This window comes from Reyranella sp., assembly GCF_052439685.1.
Taxonomy (GTDB): Bacteria; Pseudomonadota; Alphaproteobacteria; order Reyranellales; family Reyranellaceae; genus Reyranella.
The window spans coordinates 21,100-28,287 of record NZ_JBQVQG010000044.1; the positions used below are offsets into that span (position 1 = coordinate 21,100).

Consider the following 7,188-nt stretch of genomic DNA (forward strand, 5'->3'; position numbering starts at 1 on the left):
CGCTCCCGCCTTACCGCTTCTCGACGTTCCAGAAGACCGTCACCGGCGAGGTGACGTTGCCGGTGACGACCTTACGTCGTGCCATGGCGCTGGTGTACTGGCCGAGGAAGGCATGGGTCGGCACCTCGGCGGCGCGCAGCTGGATCTTCTCCACGATCTCCTTGCGCCTGGCCTCGTCGGGCTCGTCGGCGAAAGCGCTGCGCAACCGCACGAGTTCTTCGTCGCAGGGCCAGCCGAACGGGGCCTTGTCGCAGGTCGCCACGATGAAGCCCAGCGCCAGCGGATCGAGCGCATCGGGCGCCGAGGTCGAGGTGATCAGCACGTTCCAGCCGCCTTTGTCCGGCGGATCCTTCCTGGCGCGGCGGGCGACCAGGGTCTGCCAGTCCATCGACTGCATGTCGACCTTCATCCCGGCCTTCTCCATCAGCGACTTGGCGATCGGCGCCATGTTCGCGAGCGCATAGAGGTCGGTCGAATGCAGCAGCACGACCGGCGTATTGTCGTAGCCGCCCTCGGCCAGAAGCTGCCGGGCCTTGGCGAAGTTGCTTTCATACTTGTCGGCAAAGCCCGCCGTCGTCTCGTAGGGCCCGCCGCAGATGAACATCGCCTTGCAGACCTGGTAGAATTCCGGATCGCCGATCACGCCGTCGAGAAAGTCCTTCTGGTTCAGCGCGTACAGCATCGCCTGCCGGTTCTTCGCATTGTCGAACGGCTTGTGCAGCTGGTTGAAGCGATAGATGTACTGGTTGCCCCACTTGCTGGGATTGATCAGCTCGGCGTTGCGGTCCTGCTTCAGCAGCGGATAGAGGTCGTGCTGCGGCGCCTCGATGATGTCGATCTCGCCGGTCTGCAACGCGTTCACCGCGGTTTGCTGGTCGGGCATGGCGATCCACTCGACGCGATCGACCTTCGCGACCTTGCCCCCGGCGAGGCCGGAGGCGGGCTCGGAACGCGGCTTGTACTTCGGGTTCTTCACGTAGACCGTCTTGTCGCCGGGCTTCCATTCGTCTGCCTTGAAGATGAAGGGGCCGGAGCCGATGAATTCCTTGATCTGGTCGTTGGGCGAGGTCTCGGCGACTCGCTTCGGCATAATGAAGGGATTGCCCGAGGGCTTGGACAGCGCCTGCAGCACGACGCCCGTGGGCGACTTCAGCACAAGCTGGAAGGTCTTGGCATCGACCGCCCTCGCCTCGGCGAGCTTGCCCCACAGGATCTGCCCCACCGAGTCGCGCGCCGCCCAGCGCTTGAGCGAGGCCAGCACGTCCTCGGTCGTGACCGGCTGGCCGTCATGGAATTCGAGCCCGTCGCGCAGGGTGAAGGTCCAGGTGAGATTGTCGGGCGTGACGCTCCACGTCTCGACCATCTGCGGCTTGATCCTGAGGTCGCCGTCGAGCGCGAACAGCGTGTCGTAGACCATGTAGCCGTGGTTGCGGACGATGAAGGCCGAGGTCCAGATCGGATCGAGGATCTTGAGGTCGGAATGCATCACCACCCGCAGCGTCTTCGGCTGCTGCGCCAGGCCTGCCATCGGCATCATCAGCGCCACGGCGGCCGCCGCCAGCCACCCGCTCGCCCGACGCTTCGCCATCCCCGCCTCCAGGTTCATTTCCGGTGCCGGAGGCTAGGGCGGCCTTTCGTCCGCTGGAAATTCATTCGGCCTGAAGGTTCATTCCTTCACCTCATGGGCGACGTGCGGCCGGGCAGCGATTGCCACGCCCCCGGCAGACGGCGCATTGTGGTCGCGACGCTGCGGGCAGCGGCAGGGGGAGAGCGACATTGAGGACCTTGGGCAACATTCTGTGGCACATCCCGTTCCTCGGGTTCCTCACCGCAGCCTTCTACTGGCTGCTCGGCCTGCTGCTCACCCTGCTGGTCGTCACGGCACCGCTGGGGCTCGGGCTGATGGAGTTCGGCAAGTTCCTGCTGGCGCCATTCGGCAACGAGATGGTGAGCAAGTCGGATCTCGACATGCCGCAGAACCCTCTGTGGCGCGCCTATTCGACTCTGGTGATGCTGGTCTACCTGCCGTTCGGCGTAGTGTTCGTGATCCTGAACGCGATCCAGGTGTTCGCGCTATGCTTCTCGATCGTCGGCATCCCGGTCGCCCTGGTGATCGCCAAGTCGCTGGGCACGGTGCTCAATCCCGTGAACAAGGTCTGCGTGCCCACGGAAGTGGCCGAGGAGATGGCGCGCCGAAACGCCCGTGCCGAGATCGACCGCCGTCGCGGCTGAGACCGGCTCCTGGCGAAGCGCCGCTCAGCAGGAGGCGGCATGGCCGCCGCCGTCTCCGTCCGGCGGTAACGGAACGACGTCCGCGGCGGCCCTCTCCTCTGCGAGTTCCTCGGCGAGCTTCTGTTCGGCGTAGCGACGCTGCGCCTCGTCGAGCTGGCCGCCCGCAAGCTGCTTCGTCAGATTTGCGATGTTCTTGCGGCGGATGAAGTCGAGCATGGCCATGCGCCCCTCCGGCGTTCGACTGCAGACTCATGCAACACCCAAAGCCCGCGGGGCGCAACCGGCAGGCGCATAACATTTGATATGCGAATCGCGGAAGTAGCGGAGGCCGCCCGGCCCGTCAGCCCCCGAAGGCGGCACCCAGAGTGCCGATCAGGCCGCCCATGAAGACGAGATAGGCGAAGGTCGCGAGGAGGAGTTGGCGAGAGCTGTCGTCCATTCTGGTATCCCATGTCCCGTTCATTGTGTGTCGTCTCGACGGCAGAGCGAACGACGGACGCGCGCGACGAGTTCCGGCACCGCTGGCGTACCGATGAACGATGCCCGTGGAGCGTGGCGGCGCGGCAACACTTGCGCGGGCTCTCGCTTATGATTGACGGGTCTCTTTTTCCAAAGGCCCCTACCATCCCGGCAGATAGGCGCGCAGGTACTGGACCAGGCGGATGTCGGGGAAGCCGACGAAGGCGCGGCGGCCGATCGGGCATTCGGGGAGGCCCGCTGTATCGGTGATCTCGACGAGTGCCTGGGCGCTCCAGCTCTTGTGGCCGCGGCTGAGGCTCGCGAGATCGTCGCCGCCGATGCGCGAGGAGGCGCCGCGGGTCAGCAGGACGGTCCCGGCATGGCTGCGCGAATCGCCTTCCAGCAGCACGGTGGCCTTCATGCCCTCCTGGAGCAGCGCTGCCAGCGTCTCGGTCACCGGCACGTCGACCAGCAGCACTTTGCAGTCGATCCACGAGAACAGCTTCTCGCCCTGCCGCACCGTGGCGCCGTCGCTCACCGGCGCCGACCACAGGGTCATCAGCGGCGGAATGCGGATCGTCGCAGTCGACAGGGCTTCGAGGTTGCGGCGCTCGTCGGCCAGGATGGAGCGCGCGGTGCTGAGTTCCTCCTGCGCATCCGAGAGCGAGCGGTTGGCGCGCGCCGCCTCGAGGTTGATTTCGTCGAGGCTGCGCCAAGACCATTCCGGCTCCTTGGCATCGGCTTGCAGGTAGACGCCCTCGCCCGCCAGCCGGCGGCGCTCGCGCACACGGGCCAGCGCGCTCTCCATCTGGGTCATCGCCACCTGCAGCTCGCGATGGCTGGACGTGGCGACGTCCTCGTCGGCCTGCGAACCGGTGCCGGTGGCGCGCAGCGAGCGCCGGCGTTGTGCCGAGGCATCGGCCAGCGCCACCCGCTCTTTCAGCAGCACCAGCCGCTTGTCGAGATCCTGGATGTCGATGTCGAGGTCGCGCCGGAAGCCCTCGGCATAGCGCGAACGGCGCTCTGCCCATTCCTTTGCAAGCAGCGTCACGCGCTCCTGGTAGAGCCGCAGCTGGACCAGCCGGGCCTCGGCGCGGCGCTCGTTGCCCTCGGCGCGGATGACGCCGCTGCGGTCGACGCTGCGATTGACGATGGTGGTGACGTCGCCGCTGGCACCGACCTGCTGGCCGATGCGCGTCTCGAAGCCTCCGAGCGTGCCGCCGATCGGCGCGGTGGCGAGGCTGAGCCACGAGGTCACCGCCGCATCGCGATCGAGCATGATGTAGAGCGGCTGGAACACCGCGACACAGATGGGGATGAGGCCGAGCCCGACCACCAGCGCGATCCGGCTCTTGCGCCCCAAGCGCTGCGCCAGCGGGCGACGGGCCGCACCCGGCCCCGAAGCGGCCGCCGCGGCGCCCGACTCCTCGACCGCCACCATCGGCTCGTCGCGCAGTCCGGCGTTCTGCAGCATGCGGGCGGTGATGATGCGCAAAAGGTGAATGCCGAGCTGCGGGCTCTGCAGCAAGGCCGCCAGCACCGCCTTCTTGCTCAAGCACATGACGATGCCGTTGCCGCGGGCGATGGCGGTCGCGGTGCGGCGGCCCGAGGCGGAGAACAGCGCGATCTCGCCGAAGAAGGCGCCGGGCCCGACCGACTGCTGGACTTCGGGCAGGAAGACCTCGCCCTCCAGCACGTAGAACAGCTCCTCGGCGAGGTCGCCCGACGAGAACAGCACCTCGTTGGCGCGCACGACGCGCTTCTTCATGAACGGCAGGATGGCCGCCGCCGAGAACTCGTGGCTCGACGCGCGCTCGACCTGCGCGCCCAGCTCGCGGATCTGCATGAGGCGCAGCAGGTTCAGTGGCAGCAGCGCCGAGTGCAAGATCAGAATGGGCGTCAGCCCGTCGATCGCGGCGTAGGTGATGAAGGCGAGGTTGCTGGCGACCGCCACGATGCGCAGCGGCAGCATGGTGCGCATGTAGAAGGTGGCGAAGACCAAGAGGGACGCGATGTAGCCGAAGATCTCGCCGGTATTCATTTGCCCCGCTGCACCCTGCTCACGCCACGGCCTTTCCTATGGCGCATCCGGCGGGACGCAACAATTGCGCGGTGCGTTCGATGCCGAACACCGAGAATTTGCTCCGCATAGACTCCACAGGACAGGTAACGCGCGCGGCTGTAGGGCCGCTCGAACCGGAGTGCGGGCGTGCCGAGCGTCGTCACCCCATCGATCCGCATGCTGTAAGCCCTCATACCAAGGTAGGGGCGGGCCATACAAAGTGCCGGTCCGGACCAAACGCCTGAGGAATGGCCGCGATAGCGGCACGGCGCGAGACTTCATGCCGTCGAAGTCACGCCGCGGGAGCCCGCCGGCCCCGCGTCCCAACAGCCGGAGTCGATCGTCATGAGCACCTATCTCATCAACCATCTGCGTATCCCCGCCGACATGCCCAACGCCGAGGGGCTGGATTACCTGGAGCAGGTCGAGGCGACCGTGCAGCCCTATGGCGGCAAGTGGCTCGCCCAAGGACAGGGAGACGTCATCGAAGGTGCGTGGCCGGGTTCCGTCGTACTCATGGAGTTCCCCGACCGGGCCGCGGCGACGGCGTGGTATGACTCCGCTGCCTATCGTGCGATCCGGCCGCTGCGCATTCGCAACGCCATCTCCGACATCATCCTGATCGATCAGATTCCTGAGGGCTTCACGATCAAGAGATTCGCCGCTGGACTACGCGACGCCATTCGAAAAGGCTGAGAGCGCGGACCTCTCTTTCTCCGCATGTTCTGCGGCGAAAATTGCCCTTGCGGCGAATAGAGACCATAATCGCCGCACCGAAAGCGGAGATTATGCCCCACTACATTCACCAGCACCCGGACTGGCCTCGCTTCACATGGCGGCGGGACGAGCTGGCCACGCTGCTGGCGCGTGTCCGCCATCATCAGGGCCGGCTCATCGGTCAGATGCTGGGGCTGGGTTTCCGGTTGAGGGAAGAGGCCGTCCTCCACACGCTGACCGAGGACGTCCTCAAGTCGAGCGAGATCGAAGGCGAGGTGCTCGACAAGGACCTGGTCCGGTCCTCGATCGCGCGCCGCCTCGGCCTCGAGATCGGGGCGCTCGCCCCCACCGACCGGCATGTCGAGGGCGTGGTCGAGATGATGCTCGACGCCACGCAGAATTTCGACGCGCCGCTGACCGCCCCGCGCCTCTCGGCTGGCACGCCTCCCTCTTCCCGACCGACTATAGCGGCATCAACCGGATCGATGTCGGCCGCTGGCGCGGCGACGGCAGCGGCCCGATGCAGGTCGTCTCCGGCCCCATCGGCCGCGAGCGCGCCTACTACGAAGCCCCGGCGGACCCGCGCCTCGACGCCGAGATGCAGTCCTTGCTCGACTGGTTCGACGCGCCCCATGACGACGACCCGGTCATCAAGGCCGCCGTCGCGCATCTGTGGTTCGTCACCATCCACCCGTTCGACGACGGCAACGGCCGCATCGCACGCGCCGTCGCCGACATGGCACTGGCGCGTTCCGAGCAGAGCCCGCAGCGCTTCTACAGCATGTCCGCCCAGATCCGCCTCGAACGGAACGCCTACTACGACCAGCTGGAAGCCACCCCGAAAGGCACGCTCGACATCACCGGCTGGATCCGCTGGTTCCTCGAATGCCTCGAGCGCGCCTTCGAGGGCGCCGACCGGGTTCTCGCCAAGGTCCTTGCGAAGGCCGCGTTCTGGCGCAAACACGCCGACGCCGCGTTCAACGCGCGCCAGCACGACATGCTGAACCGGCTGCTGGACGGCTTCACCGGCAAGCTGACGTCGAGCAAATGGGCCAAGATCGAAAAATGCTCGCCCGACACCGCGCTGCGCGACATCACCGATCTGATGTCACGCGGGATCCTGGAGCGCGAGGACGCGGGCGGGCGGAGTACGAGTTACCGGCTGGCGGGATGAACAATAGGCGACCATGCCGACCAGAGGCTCTTTAAGGCAGAGCGATGGTCGAACCTGATGAATCCCTCCGCGGCGCACCTAACGGCGAGGCAACCTCTACCACCTATGAATCGTGAGAAACGCGGCGCACCTCAGTCTTGTGCATTGCGACTCCAGCGCTAGCTAAACCACAGCGGCTTTCAGTGCTGGGGCTTCATCGCAACATTCCAGTCGATATCGAAACCTGCCGCCTCTAACTCGCGGCTCAACGCCTGCTTCCAAGATCCACCGGCATCAAACGGCTCGTACACAACCCCGCCGAAATCCGAAGGCACCTCAATGTCACCGCGCTTTAGCGCACAGACCCGTGATCGCCCGAGCCTTCCGACAAAGTAACCCAGTTCAAGAAGGACATTCTGCCGCGCTCTCGGCAGCGGCTCCCCACCCTTGACGGCACCGACGTCATCAGGCGTGAGCAGGATTACAGCAAATCCCACATCCCCATGAGCCTCGATTTTCTCAATGATCGTACGTCCTTGATTGGCCTGTTCATGCAGAATTATCG

The 7,188-nt window shown here is 65.9% G+C and carries 7 protein-coding genes and 1 pseudogene; 4 read left to right on the plus strand and 4 right to left on the minus strand.

The features are described from left to right. Nucleotides 1-10: 10 nt before the first annotated feature. Entirely contained in the window at nucleotides 11-1,588 is a 1,578-nt protein-coding gene (locus ACT6UX_RS28895) for an ABC transporter substrate-binding protein (RefSeq protein WP_444778611.1), read from the minus strand. Nucleotides 1,589-1,776: 188 nt separating this feature from the next. On the opposite strand from ACT6UX_RS28895, the gene ACT6UX_RS28900 reads away from it, so the two are divergent. Next, nucleotides 1,777-2,232: a YccF domain-containing protein gene (locus tag ACT6UX_RS28900; RefSeq protein WP_444778612.1), complete on the plus strand. Its 456-nt coding sequence runs from the start codon at nucleotides 1,777-1,779 to the stop codon at nucleotides 2,230-2,232. Between the two features lie 24 nt (nucleotides 2,233-2,256). Here ACT6UX_RS28900 and ACT6UX_RS28905 read toward each other — a convergent pair whose 3' ends face one another. Continuing rightward, nucleotides 2,257-2,454 (minus strand): hypothetical protein, encoded by a 198-nt coding sequence (locus ACT6UX_RS28905; protein ID WP_444778613.1) that lies wholly within the window; start codon nucleotides 2,452-2,454, stop codon nucleotides 2,257-2,259. Between the two features lie 397 nt (nucleotides 2,455-2,851). After that, a complete protein-coding gene (locus ACT6UX_RS28910) occupies nucleotides 2,852-4,732 on the minus strand; it encodes a cyclic nucleotide-binding domain-containing protein (protein WP_444778614.1) in 1,881 nt (626 codons plus the stop codon). 366 nt (nucleotides 4,733-5,098) lie between these two features. Between ACT6UX_RS28910 and ACT6UX_RS28915 the strand changes: the two genes are divergently transcribed. From ACT6UX_RS28915 to ACT6UX_RS28925, 3 genes and pseudogenes are all read left to right on the plus strand, one after another. Beyond that, entirely contained in the window at nucleotides 5,099-5,449 is a 351-nt protein-coding gene (locus ACT6UX_RS28915) for a DUF1330 domain-containing protein (protein WP_444778615.1), read from the plus strand. Nucleotides 5,450-5,541: 92 nt separating this feature from the next. Beyond that, nucleotides 5,542-5,736, plus strand: a pseudogene (locus ACT6UX_RS28920) (DUF4172 domain-containing protein); the annotation flags it as partial. Between the two features lie 254 nt (nucleotides 5,737-5,990). Beyond that, a complete protein-coding gene (locus ACT6UX_RS28925) occupies nucleotides 5,991-6,644 on the plus strand; it encodes a Fic family protein (RefSeq protein WP_444778616.1) in 654 nt (217 codons plus the stop codon). A gap of 179 nt (nucleotides 6,645-6,823) precedes the next feature. On the opposite strand, the gene ACT6UX_RS28930 is transcribed toward ACT6UX_RS28925, so the two are convergent. Continuing rightward, nucleotides 6,824-7,188 (minus strand): TIR domain-containing protein (locus ACT6UX_RS28930; protein ID WP_444778617.1); only part of this gene is annotated, 365 nt, incomplete at its 5' end.